Origin of the sequence: Streptomyces sp. NPDC093544 (genome assembly GCF_040683495.1) — a bacterium.
Classification (GTDB): domain Bacteria; phylum Actinomycetota; class Actinomycetes; order Streptomycetales; family Streptomycetaceae; genus Streptomyces.
The window spans coordinates 55,310-73,485 of the sequence record NZ_JBFBEA010000030.1; the positions used below are offsets into that span (position 1 = coordinate 55,310).

General features: G+C 67.2%; 17 protein-coding genes. 11 read left to right on the forward strand and 6 right to left on the reverse strand.

Annotated features, from left to right (window positions below; translation table 11 throughout):
* Positions 1–81: 81 nt before the first annotated feature.
* The 8 genes from AB0N66_RS35035 to AB0N66_RS35070 all read left to right on the forward strand — a co-directional run bounded on the left by AB0N66_RS35035 (position 82) and on the right by AB0N66_RS35070 (position 8,966).
* The gene (locus AB0N66_RS35035) at positions 82–978 is read left to right on the forward strand and encodes an SDR family oxidoreductase (RefSeq protein ID WP_365442677.1); all 897 of its coding nucleotides are present in this window, start codon (positions 82–84) and stop codon (positions 976–978) included.
* A 32-nt stretch (positions 979–1,010) separates the two neighbouring features.
* Positions 1,011–1,946 (forward strand): dihydrodipicolinate synthase family protein, encoded by a 936-nt coding sequence (locus tag AB0N66_RS35040; protein WP_365442679.1) that lies wholly within the window; start codon positions 1,011–1,013, stop codon positions 1,944–1,946.
* A gap of 125 nt (positions 1,947–2,071) precedes the next feature.
* Entirely contained in the window at positions 2,072–2,977 is a 906-nt protein-coding gene (locus AB0N66_RS35045) for a LysR family transcriptional regulator (protein ID WP_365442681.1), read from the forward strand.
* Positions 2,978–3,162: 185 nt separating this feature from the next.
* On the forward strand, positions 3,163–4,227 hold the full coding sequence (locus AB0N66_RS35050) for a zinc-binding dehydrogenase (protein ID WP_365442683.1): 1,065 nt from the start codon (positions 3,163–3,165) through the stop codon (positions 4,225–4,227).
* Complete coding sequence (locus AB0N66_RS35055) at positions 4,211–5,359, forward strand: FAD-dependent monooxygenase (protein WP_365442685.1); 1,149 nt, start codon at positions 4,211–4,213, stop codon at positions 5,357–5,359. The genes AB0N66_RS35050 and AB0N66_RS35055 overlap by 17 nt, the downstream gene beginning before the upstream one ends.
* Positions 5,356–6,201, forward strand: a complete 846-nt coding sequence (locus AB0N66_RS35060; RefSeq protein WP_365442687.1) for an alpha/beta hydrolase — start codon at positions 5,356–5,358, stop codon at positions 6,199–6,201. Before AB0N66_RS35055 ends, AB0N66_RS35060 begins: the two co-directional genes overlap by 4 nt.
* A gap of 55 nt (positions 6,202–6,256) precedes the next feature.
* Positions 6,257–7,159 carry an alpha/beta hydrolase gene (locus AB0N66_RS35065; RefSeq protein ID WP_365442689.1) on the forward strand — a complete coding sequence of 301 codons (903 nt, stop codon included), beginning with the start codon at positions 6,257–6,259 and terminating at the stop codon, positions 7,157–7,159.
* A gap of 16 nt (positions 7,160–7,175) precedes the next feature.
* Positions 7,176–8,966 (forward strand): AMP-dependent synthetase/ligase, encoded by a 1,791-nt coding sequence (locus AB0N66_RS35070; RefSeq protein ID WP_365442691.1) that lies wholly within the window; start codon positions 7,176–7,178, stop codon positions 8,964–8,966.
* 66 nt (positions 8,967–9,032) lie between these two features.
* Here the strand turns inward: AB0N66_RS35070 and AB0N66_RS35075 are convergent, their stop codons facing one another.
* Positions 9,033–10,157 (reverse strand): lipocalin family protein, encoded by a 1,125-nt coding sequence (locus AB0N66_RS35075; RefSeq protein ID WP_365442693.1) that lies wholly within the window; start codon positions 10,155–10,157, stop codon positions 9,033–9,035.
* Between the two features lie 226 nt (positions 10,158–10,383).
* Between AB0N66_RS35075 and AB0N66_RS35080 the strand changes: the two genes are divergently transcribed.
* Entirely contained in the window at positions 10,384–11,154 is a 771-nt protein-coding gene (locus AB0N66_RS35080) for a TetR/AcrR family transcriptional regulator (protein WP_365442695.1), read from the forward strand.
* Between the two features lie 62 nt (positions 11,155–11,216).
* Here AB0N66_RS35080 and AB0N66_RS35085 read toward each other — a convergent pair whose 3' ends face one another.
* Genes AB0N66_RS35085 through AB0N66_RS35105 form a run of 5 tightly spaced genes read right to left on the reverse strand, consistent with a single transcriptional unit; the run spans position 11,217 to position 15,705 of the window.
* On the reverse strand, positions 11,217–11,933 hold the full coding sequence (locus tag AB0N66_RS35085; protein WP_365442697.1) for an ABC transporter ATP-binding protein: 717 nt from the start codon (positions 11,931–11,933) through the stop codon (positions 11,217–11,219).
* A gap of 3 nt (positions 11,934–11,936) precedes the next feature.
* Complete coding sequence (locus AB0N66_RS35090; RefSeq protein WP_365442699.1) at positions 11,937–12,668, reverse strand: ABC transporter ATP-binding protein; 732 nt, start codon at positions 12,666–12,668, stop codon at positions 11,937–11,939.
* Positions 12,665–13,714, reverse strand: coding sequence for a branched-chain amino acid ABC transporter permease (locus AB0N66_RS35095; protein WP_365442701.1), 1,050 nt, complete (start codon positions 13,712–13,714; stop codon positions 12,665–12,667). The genes AB0N66_RS35090 and AB0N66_RS35095 overlap by 4 nt, the downstream gene beginning before the upstream one ends.
* Entirely contained in the window at positions 13,714–14,589 is an 876-nt protein-coding gene (locus tag AB0N66_RS35100) for a branched-chain amino acid ABC transporter permease (protein ID WP_365442703.1), read from the reverse strand. The genes AB0N66_RS35095 and AB0N66_RS35100 overlap by 1 nt, the downstream gene beginning before the upstream one ends.
* Before the next feature lie 3 nt (positions 14,590–14,592).
* Positions 14,593–15,705, reverse strand: coding sequence for an amino acid ABC transporter substrate-binding protein (locus AB0N66_RS35105; protein ID WP_365442705.1), 1,113 nt, complete (start codon positions 15,703–15,705; stop codon positions 14,593–14,595).
* Positions 15,706–16,417: 712 nt separating this feature from the next.
* Between AB0N66_RS35105 and AB0N66_RS35110 the strand changes: the two genes are divergently transcribed.
* Both AB0N66_RS35110 and AB0N66_RS35115 read left to right on the forward strand, forming a co-directional pair.
* Complete coding sequence (locus tag AB0N66_RS35110) at positions 16,418–16,669, forward strand: hypothetical protein (RefSeq protein ID WP_365442707.1); 252 nt, start codon at positions 16,418–16,420, stop codon at positions 16,667–16,669.
* Between the two features lie 71 nt (positions 16,670–16,740).
* On the forward strand, positions 16,741–18,120 hold the full coding sequence (locus tag AB0N66_RS35115) for an extracellular solute-binding protein (protein ID WP_365442709.1): 1,380 nt from the start codon (positions 16,741–16,743) through the stop codon (positions 18,118–18,120).
* Positions 18,121–18,176: the final 56 nt, after the last annotated feature.

The window sequence follows — 18,176 nt, forward strand, 5'->3', positions numbered from 1 at the left end:
GCCGGGCATATCTGTCCAAGAGGTTTCGTTGCCGACTCCTATAGGGACTGCCTATACGAGTCGCATAAGCGCTTCCTATCGATGGTGTGGAAGATTCTTATTGGCAACCCGCACGGCCGCTGTGCGACAGTCACCGAATCGGGCATTCACCGAGCGGTCGGGAAACTGATTCGCCATGTGAGGAGCAGCGCAGTGGATCTAGGGATTGCCGGCAGGACCGCGCTCGTGCTGGGCGGCGGAGGCGGGATCGGAGGTGCCGTTGCCCAAATGCTCGCAGAAGAAGGAGCCAAAGTGGCGGTCGCCGATATAAACCCCGAAGCAGCGAAACTGCGAGCCGAGGCCATCATCAGCATGGGCGGGCAGGCATTTCCCCTGGAATGGGATATCGGAGAACTCGGGACAATCGAGGGCAATATGAGAGAAATCAAGGAATCTCTCGGCCCGGTCGACATACTCGTGAACAACACCGGCGGACCGCCACCGTCACCCGTTCTCGGCCAGGATCCCGCTGTATGGGGCAAATACTTCCAGTCGATGGTCCTCTCGGTGATCGCCATCACCGACAGTGTCGTACCCGCCATGAGGAGCCGGGGCTGGGGCCGCATCATCACCAGCACCAGCTCCGGTGTCATCGCACCCATCCCGAACCTGGGCCTGTCGAACGCACTGCGCGCCAGTCTCCTCGGCTGGTCGAAGACGCTGGCCCGGGAGGTCGCGGCCGACGGCGTGACGTGCAACGTCGTCACGCCGGGGCGAATCGGAACCCAGCGGACCGAGTTTCTTGACCGAGCCAAGGCGGAGCGAGAAGGAAAGACCGTCGAGCAGGTCTCGGCGGAGAGCCTCGCGACGATTCCGGCAGGCCGCTACGGAAGTCCACGCGAGTATGCCTCCATGATCACCTTTCTGGCCGGCGCCCCGGCCTCCTACATAACCGGCTCGGTGGTGCGTGTCGACGGTGGCCTCATCACAAGTATCTGATCCTCATATCCTGCTGCAAGGGAGTTCTGACCATGGTGATGCTCACCCGCGAGACGAAAGGGGTGTTCGCCATCGTGCCGACTCCTTTCGACAACGAAGGGAGCATCGACTTCGACTCGCTCAGTCGACTTGTGAACTTCTATGAATCGGCTGGTGTCACTGGTCTTACACTGCTCGGGCAGATGGGCGAAGCACCCAAGCTCGCCCATAATGAAGGGGTCCGGATAGTTGACCATGTCCTGAAAAGGACAGGCCTTCCGGTCGTCGTCGGAGTATCGGCACCCGGATACGCGGCCATGGGAACACTCACTTCGGATGTCATGGCGGCCGGCGCGGCCGGCGTCATGGTCGCCCCACCGAACACGCTCCGAACCGATGACCAGATCGTGGCCTATTACCGGGGGGTCACCGAGGAGATCGGTACGCAAGTTCCTTTTGTGATCCAGGATTATCCGCTGTCCTTTTCCGTCATCATGAGCCCCTCGGTCATCTCACGTATCGCACGCAATGCGCCGGGTTGCGTCATGCTCAAGCACGAGGACTGGCCAGGCCTGGAGAAGATCAGTGCACTACGACGGCTCGAAGCCGCCGGGGACATGCCGCGCCTGTCGATCCTGTGCGGCAACGGCGGGCTCTTCCTGGACTTTGAGACCGAGCGTGGCGCGGACGGTGCAATGACCGGCTATTGCTTCCCGGAAATGCTCGTGGAAGTGGTCCGCCGCACGGCGGCGGGAGACCGTGATTCCGCCCACGACATCTTCGACGCGCACCTGCCCCTGCTGCGCTACGAACAGCAGCCCGGAATCGGTTTGGCGGTGCGTAAATACGTCATGAAACGGCGTGGTCTGCTCACGTCCGACAGCCAGCGCAGCCCGGCAGCCGTCCTGTCGGCCGCAGCGCGAGAAGAAGTGGACTATCTGCTGGCACGGCTGGTACGTGAGGACGGCAGCATCTCCTTGGTCGGGTAAGAGGATCCACCGCCCAAAGGCTCGCCCACCAGCCTGCGCATGCACCGGTGCGGCGAGTCGATGACCGAAAAACCGCCGCAGCCACGGCTGTTCCGGGCAGGCCTGGTGTCAGGTAGCTTGACCGGATGCAGCTGCGCCAGCTGGAATACTTCCTCGCCATCTGGGAGAGCCGTTCGTTCAGCGGAGCCGCAACCAGGCTTTATGTCACCCAGCCCTCGTTGTCGCAGCAGATCCGCATTCTGGAGAAGGAACTCGGCACCGAGCTCCTCGAACGAGGCCGCCACGGCGTGACCCTGACTCCTGCGGGCAGGGTCTTCCTCCCTCAGGCGCAGCGCGTGGTCCAGGCCGCCCAAGATGCCAAGGACTCCGTTCGCCAGGTGATCGAAGGACGCAAGGGCGACGTGCATGTGCTCACGGTGAGGTCTGTGGCCTCAGGGGTACTGCCCCCGTCCGCCGCCCGGTGGCACTCCCTGTTCCCCACGACAGTCCTCCGCCTCCACGACTTCTCGCACCGCCGTGACCTCGAGGAAGCCGCTCGCAGCGGGCAGGGTGACCTTGCCGTCGGGCCGCGGCCGCCGGTCTGGGAGGGGCCTGCCGTCTCGCTCGGCTATGAGCAGATGGTGGTCGTCGGACCGGACGAATACGAAATCGGCGCAGCCGCGGAGCCGGCTGAGCTGGCGGCGGCCGACTGGGTGCTCTACGAGCCCGAGCAGGGCATGAGCGAGGTCGTCGACTGGGTGGCGGCGGGCCTCGGCTTCGCCCCTCGAGCCGTTGCTCGGACCGGCCAGGTGTCCGCGGCCCTGCAGTTCGCCATCGAGGGCATCGGCATGGCGGTAGCTCCGGAGAACGCTGTGCCCACTGAGTGGTCGAAGCACGCACGGCGGATGGGTTCCGGCTTCTTCCGCGAACTCGTGGCATTCAGCCGGAAGCGGCCGTCGCAACCGGCCGAGGAGTATCGGGACATGCTCACTTCAGCGGTGCTACCACTGATCGCCAGACACGAACTGCCGCCCGACGCGGCCTGCTGCTAGGCCCTGTCCGGCCGATCAAGTCGCAGGAAAGCGGCGGCGCTCGCCGGGCGGCCACGGTTCGCCCGCCAGGCAGGAACCCCCCGGTCGGCAGATGTCTCCGAGGCCACGGAAGCTTCACTTCTCGCGGCACCCGATTACGGATCCCGTGTAGCCGTAAAGCGCTTTTCGGTGCTAGCGTAGCCGTTATGACCTCCAGCACCACACCCACGATTCCGAGCCACATGCGGTCGGCCCAGGCCGTCCGGTTCGGCGCAGCTCAGGACGTCTTCGAAGTGGTCGACGACGCGCCGACTCCCACGCCGGGAGAGGGCGAAGTCCTGGTACGGCAGCGGGCCACCTCGGTCAATCCGATCGACTGCCGCAGACGGGGCGGGTACGGCCAGAAGCTGATGAAGCTGCGTGGGCTCACCGGATTTCCGCTCGTCCTGGGGAACGACGTCTCCGGGGATGTCGTGGCGGTCGGTTCCGGTGTCACGGCTCTGAAGACCGGAGACGCCGTTTTCGGCGCCAAGAGGCCCTCGCCGCAGGGGACGTACTCCGAATACTGCGTCGTCAAGGCCGACGATGTCGTGGCCAAGCCCGAAGGGCTGTCCTACCGCGAGGCCGCCGCGCTGCCTTACGCCTTCCTGTCCGCGTGGGCCGCGCTGACGGATGCCGGGTTCAGGCCGGAGACCGCTGCCGGAAAGCGGGTGTTCCTGCAGGGCGGGTCGGGCGGCACGGGTGTGGTCACCCTACAGATCTGCAAGGCGCTGGGCGCCCATGTGGCCACCACGGCCGGGCCCGCCGGCATCGAACTGTGCGAGAGCCTCGGCGCGGACCAGGTGATCAACTACCGGACGCAGGACTTCGCGGAACACCTGCGCGACTTCGACTTCGCCATCTGCCTGGCCGACGACGCCGAGGAGCCGAAGATGCTCGGCATCCTGCGTCGCGGCCCCGGCGCCGGCTACGGCACGCTCGTGCATCCCCTCATGCGCTTCGTCGACGAGAGGGGTCTCTTTCTCGGTGGCGTTCAGGCCGTTGCGACCCTCTTGGGCCGGCGCCTCCGGGAGGCTCTGAGCCGCCGGAGTTACGGCTGGAGCCTGTTCGGTCCCGACCGCGCCGCACTGGAGCTGCTGGCCCGCCTGGCCGCCGAGGGAAAGGTGCGCGCCGTCATCGACCAGACGTACCCGCTGACCGAGATCGCGGCGGCTCAGGAGTACGTCGAGCGCGGACGTTCTAAGGGGAAAGTCGTTGTCGACATCGCATGATCACGTACTGATCGCCGGAGGGGGCGTCGGTGGCCTGACCACCGCTGTGGCCCTCCAGCGGCGCGGCATCCCCTGGACGCTCATCGAGGCGGCGCCCCGGCCCACCGCGATCAACACGAGCATCCTCCTGCAGCCCAACACCGTGCAGGTGCTCAGCGAGCTGAACCTCGGCCGCCAGGTGACCGAGAAGGGGCGGAGGGTCGCCCACACCTCGATCATGTCGGTCACCGGGAAGGTCCTCACCGAGGTGCGGGCCGAGGACGTGGAGGGGACCGTCGGCTCCCCCGCCCTCGGGATCCACCGCGCCGACCTCCATGAGGTGCTCCTCTCCGAGCTCGGCGACGACCACCTGCTCACCGGTGATCCCGTGATCGGATTCGAGACGGACGCCGATGGAGTGGCGGTGCACCTGCGCTCCGGCGAGCGTGTGCGGGGGCGCGGTCTGGTGGCCGCGGACGGCATCGACTCCCTGATCCGATCGCGCCTGCACGGCGACCCGCCGGCCGTGGGCTCGGGAACAACCTGCCTGCGCGGGGTCACCGAGGTGTCGGCGGAGCGGCCCGACGAGGTTCTCGAATGGTGGGGCTACCGCATGCAGTTCGGGATCATTCCGCTGCGCGACGGACGCAGCTCCTGGTTCGCACTGATCCCCACACCGACGCGGCCGGTGCGGGATCCGGTGGACCGTCTCACGTTCTATCGAAAGCTCTACCGCGAATTCCCCGCTCAGGCACGGGACTTGCTGGCGGCCACCGAGCCGAAGGACACCATCGAGGTCGAGCTGCGGCAGCGAGAGTGGCGCGGCGGCTCCGGCATCGTCACTCTGCTGGGCGATGCCTCACATCCGATGCTGCCCAACCTCGGGCAGGGAGCCGGTCAGGCCATCGAGGACGCCGCGGTGGTGGCGCGCCGGCTGGCCGGGACCGCTTCGGTGGCCGATGCCTTCCGGGCCTTCGAAGAGGAACGCCGCGCGCGGGTCGAGTGGATCCAGCGCCAGGCGGTTCGCATGAATCAGCTCGCTTCTGTGCCCTCAGGGCCGCTCAGCACCGCACGGGACGCCGTGCTGCGTGGCCTGCCTGCCCGCATTGAGCACACCTCGGTGATGCGCATGTTCGACGGAGCCCACACATGACAGCTTCCGAGACCCACAGCGATCCCTATGTCGACGAGGAATCCCGTTTCACCTGGATCGACGGAGTGCGGGTGCACTTCAAACGGGAGGGCAGCGGTCCCCCGCTTCTCCTGCTGCACGGCAGCGGTTCCTCACTCCAGGCCTTCGACCCCATCGTCGCCGACCTCAAGAACTCCTGTGAGGTCATCAGGCTCGACCTGCCGGCCTTCGGCCTGACCGGCCCCCGCCCCGACCGGGACTACCGCATCGAGGCGTACGTGTCCTTCGTCGCGGAGTTCCTCTCCGGCCTGGGCCTCGACAAGCTGAACGTGGCAGGGAATTCGCTGGGCGGAAACATCGCCTGGAACCTGGCGGTCGAGCACCCGCAGCGGGTGCAGCGGCTGATCCTGATGAACGCCACCGGATATCCCGAGAAGTCCCTGCCGACGGCGCTGAAGATGGCCCGCAACCCCCTGCTGCGCCCGCTGCTTCGCCGGTGGGCGCCGAGCGGGGCGGCCGAGCAGAACCTGCGTTCCTCCGTCGGCCCGCTCATGGTCGTGGACCAGGCCCTGGTCGACCGGGTCACGGCGATGATGAACCGGCCGGGCAACCGGTCAGCCTTCATCGATTTCGCCAACACCGACCAGGCGGACCGCTCCGGTCACATCACGGAGATCGCCGTCCCGACGTTGGTCCTGCGCGGCGACCTGATCGACGGCCAGCACTTCCACCGGGACATCCCCGGCAGTCACGAAGTGGTCCTCACGGGTGTCGGGCACCTCATGCCCGAAGAAGCCCCCGCTGAAGTCGGCGAAGCCATCCGTTCGCATCTGGGGCTTCCCTCCTCGACCACCCAGGAGTAGGTCCCACACCCCTTCAGGAACAGGTCCCCCGCCCTCCCAGGAATTGAGTTCCGCCATGCCCAAGATCTACCGAGCCAGGGGCGAGAACCTCCCCCTGAACCCGGACACCCGCAGCCGCCTGCGGGGAAGCTTCGTCGAGCTGTCCGACGGCATCACGCACTACGAACTCACCGGACCCGACGACGGTGAACTGGTCTTCCTCCTCGGGGGTCTCACCGTCCCGCTGTTCTACTGGGACGGCGTCGTCGAGCATCTGCACCGCCGCGGGCTGCGCACCCTGACCTACAGCGCCTACGGCCGCGGCTACTCGGACCGCGTCGCGGGGCCGTACGACCGTGAACTGTTCGTGCGGCAGGCCCACGAGCTGGTCAAGGCCCTCGACGTACCGGAGTCCTGGCACACCGTCGGTTCCTCCATGGGCGCGCTCACCGCCCTGGGTCTGCTGCAGCGCACCCACGAACAGACGGCATCGCTGACCCTGCTGGGCCCGGCGGGATTCACCGAGGGCGACGCCCCGCCCGTACGACTGGCCACCAAGCCGACCATCGGCCCGTTCCTCGGCAAGAACCTGGGCCAACTCCTGCTGCGCGCACACCTGTCCCACAACGTCCGCACCCCCGCACAGGTGCGGGCCCTCACCGACATGGTGTGCGACACCTACCGCTGCGAGGGCTCGATGTACGCCCTCCTCTCCACTCTGCGCGACTACGACTTCCACCGCCAGCAGGACCTCTACCGGCGGGCCGGGGCTCTCGGCACGCCCACCCTGCTCCTGTGGGGCGAGGAGGACCAGGTCACCCCGGTCAGCAAACTGGCCGAGGTCAAGGCCCTGTTGAACCCACAGCTCAGTCAAGTCATCGCCGGGTGCGGGCACATGGTGCCCTTCGAGTACCCGGAGAAGACCGCAGTCGAAATGGCCGACTTCTTCGCAGGGATCCAGCGCCCTCCCACTTCCTGACAGAACGAGGAACAGCATGGAGAACACAACGTTGTGCGCTCTGATGCAGCAGACCATCTCCGAGTACGGGGAAGCGGTGGCGCTGCGGGACGCCGACAACAAGTCGGTACTGACCTGGCGCGAGTACGGCGAACGCGTCGAGGCAGTGGCTCGCGGGCTGGCCGCCCGAGGGGTCCAGCGGGGCGACACGGTGGCTCTGATGGTCACCAACCGGCCCGAGTTCCACATCGTCGACGCGGCCGTCATGCACCTGGGCGCCATCCCCTATTCGGTCTACAACACCAGCAGCACCGAGCAGATCTCCTATCTGTTCGCCAATGCCGGCAACAGGCTCGTGGTGTGCGAGGAGCAGTTTCTGAGCACCGTGCGGACAGCCGCCGAGGGCTCGTCCGTCGAGACGTTCGTGTGCGTGGACATCGATGCAGCCGCAGCGGGCCAGGACATCGGCCCGGTCCTGTCGCTGGCCGACCTGGAGACGTCAGGCACCGACGACTTCGACTTTCACGGCGCCTGGTCCAGGGTGTCCCCACAGGACGTGCTCACCCTGATCTACACCTCGGGGACCACCGGTCCGCCCAAGGGAGTTGAGCTGACGCACGCCAACGTCATCTATGTGCTGAGGCAGCTGCCCAAGGTCCTGGCAGAATCCACCGGCGGCCGCGTCATCTCCTATCTGCCGGACGCACATATCGTCAACCGGTTCAGTGCCCACTACGCACCCATGATGTTCCACAGCACCACGGTCACCCTCAACGAACCCAAGCGGCTGCTGGAGATCCTGCGAGAGGTGCGTCCGACGGACTTCGTCGGCGTACCGATGCTGTGGTACCGCTTCATCGGGTCGATCCAGGCCGGCCTGGATCAGCAGTCGGGGCTCAAGGGCGCGCTCGCCCGCTGGGCCCTGCGTACCGGCACGGCCCGAGCGCGGGCCACCTCGCTGGGGCTCGGAAGCCCGCTCCGGTCCCGGCTTCCCGAGCTGGTCGCGGACCGCCTTGTGCTCGCCAGGATCCGAGGGCGGATCGGGCTGGACAAGGCCGTCAGTGTCGTCACCGGTTCCGCCCCGCTGGACCAGGACGCGATGGTCTTCCTCTTCGCGCTGGGGCTGCCGATCAGCGAGGCCTGGGGCATGTCCGAGACCACCGGTGTCACCACCCTCAACACCCCGTCGAGGCCGCGCCTCGGTACCGTCGGAACTCCCCTGCCAGGCACGGAGATCCGGGTCGCGGAAGACGGCGAGATCCTGGTCCGCACCCCCGCGCTCATGAAGGGGTACCGCGGCGACTCCACCAGGACGTCGGAGACCATCGACTCCGACGGCTGGATCCACACCGGGGACGTCGGCAGCGTCGACGCGGACGGTTACGTGACCATCGTCGACCGCAAGAAGGAACTGATCATCAACGCCTCGGGCAAGAACATGTCGCCCGCCAATATCGAGAACGTTCTACAGACCGCCTGTCCGCTCGTCGCGGCCGCCGTCGCGATAGGCGACCGCCGTCCCCATGTCAGCGCACTGTTGGTCCTCGACGCGGAAGCAGCCAAGGCCTTCGCGGATCAGCGGGGCCTGGCCGATGCGTCCGTTGCCGCCCTGGCAGCGTCCCCGGAGGTGAGGGCCGCCGTACAGCAGGGTGTTGATGCCGCCAACGCGCGTCTCTCCCGTGTCGAGCACATCCGTTCGTGGACCATCCTGCCCCACGTCTGGGAACCGGGGGGCGACGAGCTGACGCCCACCCTGAAGCTCAAGCGGCGCTCCATCGCCACCAAGTACGCCGCCGAGATCGAGGGGCTGTACAAGGCAGGTGCCTAGCGGGCGTTGCCAGGACAGCGGACCGGGAGAGCGGCGTCACTCTCTCCCGGTCCGGACGTCTTTCGGTCAGAGGTGAGGGAAGATCTCGGTGTACCCGACGCCCGTCACCGACGCGCCGCCGATGTTGCCGCTCACGGATACGGAGCCTTCCCAGTAGGCGAGGCCCTGGGTGGACAGGAGGTCGACCTCCTGATTGACCAGGTTCGGTGTGACGGTCAAGGTCCCGCCCGGCACGGTCACCCGCCATCCGGAGCCGTACGTGATGCCTGACGTGGGACTGGTCCATGAGCCCGTGGCCGTGTCACTGAGCTTGGCCGGGTCCAGGTTCGTGGTCCTGCCGAAGGAGTCGACCAGCGTGCCGATGGTCTCGACGATCGCCCCGTCCCGGTCGCGGATGAAGTACAGCATGTACTGCTTCCCGTTGGTCAGCTGGACGCTGAACCAGTCCCAGCCGGCGCCGGTTTCGAAGTCGAACGCGCCCCATTGGTGATCCGACCACGACAGCCCGGTGACCTTCACCGGAACGCCGTGGTCGACGATCGTCCCGCTGGCTTTCAGGGACGTCCACGAGTAGTACTTCGACGTGCCCAGCGGCCCGTACGGGATGTTGCCGCGGTCGCCGTGCAACGCCGCCGGCTTCGTGGTCTGGAGCTGGAGATCCAGCGCGTAGTCGGGCAGGGCGGCGTGCAGCTTGCTCTTGCCGGATCCTCCGCTCATCGTCCATTCGCCGGTGTGCAGCGAGAAGCTGCCGGGTGTGCTGGGGACCGGATAGGAGTCCTGCCTGCCGTCGTACTGGAATGTGCCACTGGTGAGATCGGTGATGGCGAAGTGCCCGAAGTACACGGGCTCCGGCGCCAGTTCGAGGAACTGGAAGACCACCTGCTCGAATCCGTAGCAGTGCACGCGGCCGGCCGGGTCCACGCCCGAGAGATGCCCGACGTAGTACCACCACTCGTCCGGATCCTGATGGGGAGCCTCGTCCTTGGGGATCTGGACGCTGCTCACTCGTTCCCGCGTGGCGGTGGACGATGCGGACGCCTGACCCGGCACGGTCGAGCCCGTGCAGGTGCTCGCGGTTCCAGTGCTGTCGGTCGCTGCCTGCACCGGCCCGGTCGCGGTGGCCTGCAAGGCCAGAGCGACCACCGCACAGACCGCGAGCCAGGGTGTAGCAAGACGAGCAGGTACTCCCATGGGTTGTCACCATCCGTATTCGGCTACAGTGGACCCACGGTGGGAACACTGTTGCCATGGACAGTAGGAGTGGCCCAAGGACCGGTCAACCCCTCGCGCACGCGCAACGGGAAGTGGGAAATCCACCCAACTGAGAAGCGGGAAAAGGGGTTTGCGGGCGACCGCGTCGGCCTCGGGTACCGCGGTCAAGGCCAGACACATGTCCCGCGGTGGGTACATTGTTCCTGTGACAGGAACACAAGCGCATGAGACGGGCGATGGCTGGCAGGACCTGAGGGCCCCGGGCTCGCCGGCCTGGTGGGCGGCCCGCCAGGGCAGGGAGGAGCCGTCCCGGCGCCCTCCCATCACGCTGGATCGCATCGTCCTCGGTGCCCTCGCGTTCATCGACCGCGAGGGGCTGGCCGCGCTGAGCATGCGGAACCTGGCCGCCGAGTTGCAGACGGGCACCACGACGCTCTACCGGTATGTCGCCGGCAAGGACGAGGTGCTGGTGCTGGTCGCCGACGCGGTGCTCGGCGAGGCACAGCTCCTCCGCCCCGTGGACGGGCTGGGGTGGCGCGAGGTCCTCGAGGAACTGGCCCGCTCCATGCGGAGGGTGCTGAGCGCCCACCCGAGCGTCGCCACCCTGCTCGCCACCGCGATCCCGGTCGGCCCGAACTCGCTGCGCGCCAGAGAGCTTGCCCTCGGCGTCCTGCGCGAGCGCGGCTTCGACCAGGCTCTGGCGGCCGACGTCTACACCGCGCTGGCCCATCAGGTGTTCGCCTCGATCCTGCAGGAATCGACCAACGACTTCCGCACCGGAGGTCTGGGCGCTTCGAAGAGCCTGACGCTGCGCGACTTCTACCGCTCGTTGCCCGCCGAGCAGTTCCCGCAGCTGGTGGAGCTCGCCGACGCGCTGACATCACGAACCGGCACGGAGGAGTTCGAGTTCGGACTGCAGTGCTTCCTGGACGGCGTCGAGCTGCGGCTGCGGCGGGCCGCCGAACCGGAAGGCTGATCGCCACCACAGAACGGTTCATCGCACGTCCTTGTCCGAGGCGTCAGGATGCGCCGGGATCGTCAGGATGCGCCGAGATAGAGACGTCCGACCTCGGGGCTGTCGAGGAGTTGGCCGGCAGGGGCGGCCAGTCGGATGACACCGGCCTCCAGGACGGCGCCGTCCTGGGCGACGGCCAGCCCGGAACGCGCGTTCTGTTCGACGAGAAGGATGGTCCGCCCGTCGCGGCGGAGTTCGTCGAGGATCCCGAAGATCATCCTGCGTGCCCGCGGTTCCAGGCCGATCGACGGCTCGTCGAAGCAGAGAACGGGAGGGTCGAGCATCATGCTCCGGGCGATCTCCACGGTCTTCTGCTCACCACCGGACAGGGAGCCCGCCAGGTCGTGCCGGCGTCGGGCGACGATCGGGAAGCGCTGCGCGATCTCGGTGGCCCGTCGCGCGACGGCGTCGCGGTCGTGGTTGATGTACGCGCCCATGAGGACGTTGTCCCAGACCGACATGGCGGGAAAGAGGCTGCGTTCCTGGGGCACGTGGGCGACGCCATGACCGAGCATGGCCGAGGGCGAGCAGCCGGTGACCTTCCGCCCGGCGAGCAGGACGTGACCGGCTCTCGGGGCGAGCAGGCCGCTGATGACCCGCAGGACCGTCGACTTGCCGGAGCCGTTCGGCCCGATGAGGCAGGTGATCCGGCCCGCGGGCACGTCGAGGTCGAGACCGCGCAGGATGTCACCCTGGCCGTAGCCGGCGACGACGCCCTGCAGCTCCAGCCCTGCGGCCATGGGTCAGTCTCCTAGGTAGGCGTCGAGGACATGGGGGTCGTTCTGAACCTTCTCCGGGGCGGCACAGGCGATGGGGCGGCCACGGTCCAGCACGATGACGGGGTCGCACAGCCGCATCACGAACCGCATCTCGTGCTCCACGATCAGGAAGGTGACGCCCTGCGCGTGCCGTCGGCGAATGTGCTGCTCCATCGCCTCCACCATGACCGGGTTGACCCCGGCGGTGGGTTCGTCGAGCAGGACGAGGAGCGGCTCGGCCATGAGCACGCCGGCGAATTCGAGCAGTTTGCGTTGTCCGTACGACAACTGCGCGGCGGGCTTGTCGGCATGGGCCGCCAGTCCGAACTCCTCGAGAAGCTCCTCGGCGCGCAGCCGGTCCCGGCCGGGCACCCGGCGGCGGAGCAGGGCGTGCCAGGGCTGGCTGCGGCTGAGCACGATGTTCTCCAGCACCGACAGTCCGGGAAAGACCCGCGCCTGCTGGAAGGTGCGGGCGAGGCCGAGCCGCTGCAGACGGCACGGGTCGGGACGGCGAATCGCGCGCCCGCGAAAGGTCAGTCGGCCCGACTCGGCACGCTGGTAGCCGGTGATCACGTTGAACGCCGTTGTCTTTCCGGAGCCGTTGGGTCCGATGAGGGCGCTCACCGACCCTTCGGCGATCTCGAAACCGCACTCGTCGAGAGCTCGGATCCCTCCGAACGACTTGGTGAGCCCCTCCACCTTGAGCAGCGTGCTCATCCTTGTCCTCCTCGGGTCGAGACAGGGCCCACCGCCGCCCGGTCACGCCGCAGGTGGACGCGGTAGGCCGATCGGAGCCGCCGCAGGTGCCGGGTGGTCGACGGGACGATCCCGTCCGGGAGGACGTAGATGACCAGCAGGAACAGGGCGGCGTACGCGATGAGATAGAGCTGGCTCGCCCCGTAGCGGTAGGCGAAGTACTGCTGGGCGGGGACGATCAGAGCCGCGCCGACGACCGGACCCCACAGGGTGCGCCGCCCGCCGAGGAAGGCCATGAGGACGGCGCCGAGCGAGAGCAGTGGGTCGAATGCGAACGGCGGATACACGTAGGTGATGTAGTACGCCCACACCGCCCCGAAGCCCGCGGTGAGACCGGCGCTCAGCGCGAAGGCGGCCATTTTGACCAGCTCGGTCTGCACACCGAGTCCTCGGGCGCGGTCTTCGTCGTCGCGCACGGCGTTGAGCGCCAGCCCGAGTTTGCTGGTCCGCACCACCCAGCAGACGGCCACGGTCAGCGCGAGCAGGACGGCCATCGCGTAGTAGAAGGGCCGCTCGAAGGTGGCCACGTCGAACGGCGCGACCGGCACGGGCAGGCCCTCGGAACCCTTCGTCAGACCACGGACGTTGTAGACCAGCGTCGCGACCATGAACATCACCGTGATGCTCAGCACCGCGAAGGCGGCGGCCCGCGTCCGCAGGAGCAGCCGCGCGACGGGCAGTACCGCCAGCGCGGTGGCGACGACGATCGGGAGGACGAGGAGAAAGGGACGGTAGCCGTTGCCGACGCCCAGATGCGGGGCGGTGATGGCCATCGCATAGGCCCCGATACCGAAGAAGGCACCGTGGCCGAGGGCGGGGTAGCCGGCGTAACCGCCCAGCAGGTTCCAGGCGCAGGCGAGACCCGCGTACATCACCGTGAACACCAACAGGCTGACCTGCCAGTGGCCGGCGAAGACCAGGGGGAGTACGGCGAGGAACGCGACGAACGCAGTCGCGCGTGCGGCGCTCGCCGGTCGGATCCGCGATTCCGTGCTGCGCCGAGTCATCAGGCCGCCCCTCGTAGTCGCTGCCCGAACAGGCCCTGCGGTCGGAAGGTGAGCACGGCGAAGAGGACGACGAGGAAGGAGAAGGAGGACCAGTCAGGTGAGAGGTTGACGGCCACGACCGATTCGATGACGCCGAGGATGACCGCGGCCACGATGGTTCCCGGGAAGCTCGCCATTCCGCCGAGGACGCCGATGGCCAGGAGCTTGTTCAGCAGATCGAGTTGGCTGTTGCCGCTGAAGGGAATGACCATGCCGAACACGGCTCCGGCGGCCCCCGCCGCGGCCACTCCCAGTCCCATCGCGATGGCCGAGACCCGTTCCACGTCCACGCCCAGCAACCGGGCCGCATCCGGATTCTGGGTGGTGGCCCGGAGCGCCCGGCCGAACTTGGTGTACTGACGGATCAGGTGCAGCGCGCCCAGGACCGCCACCGCGAGGAGGAAGGCGAAGAACCGCACCGCCGGGACCTGGTAGCCGAGGACGGTCCAGGAGTCGTTCGCGTACGACGTCGCGATGACCCGGGTGTCGGTCTTGTAGAAGTAGTCCAGCACCCCCTGTATGCCGATGCCCAACGCGAACAGGACGAGCAGGGAGAGTTCGGCGCCGGATCTGCTGAGCCGGCGCAGCAGGACGATGTGGATGGCGCTGCCGAAGACGAACATGGCCGGCACGAGCACCAGGACCGAGAGGAAGGGGTCGAGCCCGAAGTCCTGGAAGAGCGTGTAGCTGAGGTAGGAGCACATGATCGCGAAGATCGCCTGGGCGAAGTTCACGGTGCGGGTGACCCCGAAGATCATCGCCTGACCGCCGGCGAGCAGCGCGTAGACGCCGCCGATCAGGATTCCCACAATTACGGCCTGTATGAACAGATGCACGGCTCACCCGCCCCAGGAGGGCTTGGCGATCGGGTCGGCGAGGGCTTCGTCCTTCGGGTACACCGGCGTAAGGCGGCCGTCGATCCACTGCACGACGATGTTCTGGCCCTGGGGAGCGCCGTACGCGTCCCAGCGGAGGTCGCCCACCAAGGTGGGCCAGGTGCCCTCGTGGAGGGCCGCGATGATGGTCTTGTTGTCGACCTTGTTCTCTCGCTCCGCCACCAGTTCGAGGAGCTGGCCGCATGCGAACGCCTCGGCCGCGGCGGAGTCGATGTCTTCCGCCTTGCCTCCGTGCTTCTCCGTGTAGGCCTTGATGAAGTCGGGGGTGCCGGTCGTCTTGGCGGTCGGGAACCAGTCGCCGGTGCTGAAGATCCCCTCCGCGTTGGCCGCGCCGATCTTCGAGGGGAAGGACGGGGAGTTCGGGCCACCGGTGAAGAACAGGTATTTCGGCGTCCAGCCGGACTGGACCATGCCCTTGACCTCGGCGACGGCGTCGGGGCCGCCGGTCCCCGAGACGATGAGCTCGGGCTTCTCCTCGACGAGCCTGGTCACGACGGGGCTCAGGTCGACGGTCTCGGCTGAATAGGTCTTGGAGTACACCGTCTTGACACCGGCGCGCTCCAGCCGTTCACGGATCCGCGCGACGATCGGCGAGGTGAACGGGTTGTCGGCCGTCGGGTAGGCACCTGTCTTCGGCCGTTGGTCCGCGGGCAGCGAGAGAATGTACTCGGCGAAGGCGTCACCGGAGTTCACGATCGGCGCGGGCTGGACGAAGAACAAGTTGCGCATTTTCAGGTCGAATACCTGAGGAGCCCCACCTGACGGTTCGATGAACGCGTAGTCGAAACGCTTCGCGACTCCCGCCGCCGGGATGGTGAGCAAGCTGGAGAAGGGGCCGAACACCAAGTCGACGCGATCGCGGGTGATCAGGTTCTGGTAGTTGGTGACCGCCTGGGTCGGGTTCGACGCATCATCGACGATCTTCAGGCTGACTTTCCGTCCGAGCAGACCGCCCTTCTCGTTCACCGTGTCGGCCCACAACTCGTAGCCCTTCTTCGCCGGTTCGGCCAGCTCGGCGAAGTCACCCGACAGCGACAGCGACGCCCCGATGACCAAGGGCGAGGAGTCGTCCGAACCCTCTCCCTCCGGGGTTGAGTTCGAGCACGCACACAACATCAGCAACGCCGCCGTCAAGCATGCCGACAGGGCTCGACCAGGCCTTCTCGCAGTTCGCACCATGCTCTGCCCGCCATCTTCCAGGTACACCGCTCCCGGCGTGGGAACAGTGTTGCCGTGAAGTTACTGCTGTACCCAAACTCGGTCAAGGTTTTCAACAGCCCCTGAAAATAGGGGTGGTCGGCGGGCCCTGGCGCCGGCCTGCCACGAGCGGGCGGCGCCGACACACGCGGTCGTCAACCTCCGCCACACAGGGGGTCGGCAGCCGAGAAGGTCACGGGGAGCGGGAAGCGCCGGCCCACCTTGGACGGTGAATTCTCATGGCGCCCCTGGGAGTCTCCTTTGAGTTTGCTATGAATCCCGCACCGCCTCTTGATGCCCTGGAGCTCCCTAGTAGGTTTCTATGGTCCCTCTTATCGGGTCCAGATCGACCGACCGACGAAGGAATACGGCCATGAGGCGATTAATCCTTGGCGATGACCAACCCGGACGTCGGTATCAGCGGTCGCCAGGGCCGTTTCCCGGCGAACGGCCGCGCGATATCGCCCAGTTCGGCCTCGCCCCGTCACCCGGGGCCCGTGGCGCCACTCCCAGGATCTCCACCATCGGCACGCCCGCTCACAACAATTCGCCTACGCTGTAGGGATGTTCGGTGGTCGACGAAGGTACGGGTCGCGGCGACGCGTTCCTCGTGAACGGCGTGGACCAGCAGCCTCGTCCAGCGCGGTTCCGGCGACTGAGCTCGCATTCCGACCTCCTGCGATTTCGCCTCGCCCAGGAATACGCATTCAATTCAGCCGGGCAGATCCTGGACCGCGGAATCTTAATTTCCCAGGACGAGATACTGACAGCGATCGGCGACCCCAAGTCGCTCGGCCATCAGGCTTACTCGGTCCGTTACTGAATCCGTTACCGAATCCGTCACTCAGCCCATTACCAAGTCCCTTGCACAGTCCGTTCCGAAGAAGGAGCACAATGTCCTCCCGCCACGCCGACCAACCTGACAACGCCGCGTCCCAGGACCCCAGACCGACCCGCGCGTGGACGCGCCGGACCCTGTTCCGGGGAACCACCGCGGCCGCCGGGCTGGCCACCGTCGGGGGCGCCCCCGCCTACGCGGCGTCGACGAGCCCGCAGGCCTCCGACGCCGAGGCGGCTCCGGCAGGCGTCACGCTCAAGGTGCTGGTCAATACGCCGCATCTCGCCACGTACAACAATGTCCTGGCCCCCCGTTGGGAGCAGCAGACCGGTGGCAAGCTGGTGGCGACGGCAGTCCCGTACGACCAGTTGATCGCCAAGCAGATCGAGGACGTACAGAGCGGGACCGGCGAGTACGACATATTCGACTACTTCTATTACGGGCTGGGTTCGCTGGTGGAGGCCGACACCTTGGTCGACATCACCGGCTGGATCGCCCGGCACAAGGAACTCAAGACCCGCGATTACCTGCCGTCCGTCTACGACCCGTACACCCTCTTCGAGGGCCGGCGCTACGGCCTGCCGTTCGACGGCTGCCAGCACCTCGTCTACTACAACACCGAGCTCCTCGAGCGGCATGGCCTCCAGCCGCCGACGACCTGGGACGAGTACGACGCCGCGGTCAAGAAGATCACCCAGGCCGGCGGTGGCGAGTACTACGGGGCCGCCGTGCAGGGCCAGCCGTCCGCACTGCTTCTGGGCTGCGCCTTCATCAACCGGCTCGTCGGGTACGGAGGCACCCTCGTCAGCCCCTCAGGCAGGCCGACCCTCACCAGCGACGCCGCGCTGGCCGCCGCCCAGCACCTGATCGACATCAATCAGTACGCGCTGCCCTCACCGCTCACCACCGGATTCTCCACCGCGAACAACGCCTATCTCGCCGGCCAGGTCGCGATGATCGAGACCTGGTCGGGTATGGCCCAGCGTGCCGCCGACCCCGCCCTTTCGAAGATCTCCGACAAGTGGGGCGCGGTCGCCATCCCGGTGGGCGGGAACAACACGACGCACCGTACGCCGCTCAACAACGGCTATGGGCTCGGCGTGTCGACCGCTTCCAAGCACCAGGCCGAGGCCTTGGCGTTCGCGGCGTGGGCGACAAGCCCTGAGGAGGTGCTCGTACAGGCGACCACGCCGAACAGCGCCATCGACCCCAACCGCACCAGCGTCCTGTACGACCCCTCCTACGCGGCGGCCACTCCGACCGCCTTCGAGCTCATCCGCGACGGCCTGGACGTCCACGCGCCCGTTGCCTGGCCCAAGGACGCCGCCGCTCCGCAGAACCTGCAGCTGCTGTGCGACCAACTCGCCCTGGCCATCGCGGGCGAGCAGACAGCCAGGACGGCTCTGCGGAACGCGCAGGCCTCCTGGGAATGGTGACGTGAGCGTCGGACGCCCGACGTGAGAGGGGTCTTCACCGGCGTCAGCCCGTGAAG